The 1,209-nt window shown below is 64.7% G+C and carries 2 protein-coding genes; both read right to left on the reverse strand.

From position 1 onward, the window contains the following. Positions 1 to 605: NUDIX domain-containing protein (locus EOD07_RS35005; RefSeq protein WP_127238402.1), on the reverse strand; the 605-nt coding region annotated here is incomplete at its 3' end. Between the two features lie 89 nt (positions 606 to 694). Further along, positions 695 to 1,141: a DUF983 domain-containing protein gene (locus EOD07_RS35010; protein ID WP_127238403.1), complete on the reverse strand. Its 447-nt coding sequence runs from the start codon at positions 1,139 to 1,141 to the stop codon at positions 695 to 697. Positions 1,142 to 1,209: the final 68 nt, after the last annotated feature.

Genomic DNA, 1,209 nt, shown 5'->3' on the forward strand with positions numbered 1-1,209 from the left:
GCCTTGCGGGCATCGGCAAGCGGCAGCCAGACGAGTTCCTCCAGCTCGTTCGTCGGGCCGCCTCCGGGCAATTCCACGGCAACGTCGTGGCGCCAGGCGCTGAAGAAACGCGTGTCGAAACGGCGCACGCGATTGGGCGGGGTGATGGCGCGGGCGATGAAGCGGAGCATTTCCAGCGACGGGATAACGCCATGCTCGGCGAAACCCTGCCAGTCGTGCTTGGCGGTCGCGAAGGCGCCCTTGCGGCCGATCAGAAGGCCGGCTTCCTCATAGGTCTCGCGAATCGCCGACAGGGCGATTGCCCGCGCACGCGCCGCGCTGGCGCGGCCGGGACCGGCGACCAGCTTTTTCTCTTCTTCGCCGCGCAGAGACTGGGCGACGGGAATGCGGCTGTCCGCGGGATCGGTGCGGCCGCCGGGGAAGACGAATTTCCCGGGCATAAAGGCGTGCCTGGCATGGCGCCTGCCCATCAGCACCAGGACTTCCTTGTCCCGGCGATCGAGCAGAATGAGGGTCGCGGCATCACGCGGACGCAACGCCCGGCCGCTGCGCACGGCCAGGCCCTTATCGAGCTTGTCGACATCCGCCTTGGTCATTCCTTCCATGCGCTCGACCTAGCGGAAACTTCCTTGATGCGAAAGTGGCTTGCGCGTCGCGGCCTTTGCACCAGGGCCGGCAGCGGCGCAACCCTGGCTTATGAATGGCTCTCGAATTCGTCCTTCTCGTCGCCGAAGCCGTGCATATAAAGCGCCCATTGCAGGCCGATGACGGCGCCCTTGACCGGTTGCAAAAGCACGAGCGCTAGAATGATGGTCAACGGCACCCAGATCAGCGCGTGCTGTAAGTTCGACAATGTGATGGTCGCCTCCACCGCCATGAAGGAGCCAACCACGATGTGGCCGACAATGACGATGACCAGATAGGCGGGCAGGTCGTCCGCGCGATGGTGATGGATCTCCTCGCCACAGACGCTGCACGTGTCGACGGTCTTGGTGAAGGCGTAAAACAGCTTGCCTTCGCCGCAATGCGGGCAACGGCCGAGCAGGCCGCGCTTGATCGCCGTCCACAGCGGACGGGCGACACGGCCAGAGTGATGCTCGCCGCCAAAAACCTGTTCTTCTGCTTGGAAGTTACCTGGCATTACCGTCTCCTGCCGCGCGGACCGACGCGCGATTGCGACGCGTGGGCACGGCCTTTGGCCTTGTGGAA

This window comes from Mesorhizobium sp. M2C.T.Ca.TU.002.02.1.1 (assembly GCF_003997225.1).

What these genes read in the sequence shown, in the direction of transcription:
- EOD07_RS35010 (WP_127238403.1), bottom strand. Translation starts at nt 1,141, where the DNA reads ATGCCAGGTAACTTCCAAGCAGAAGAACAGGTTTTTGGCGGCGAGCAT.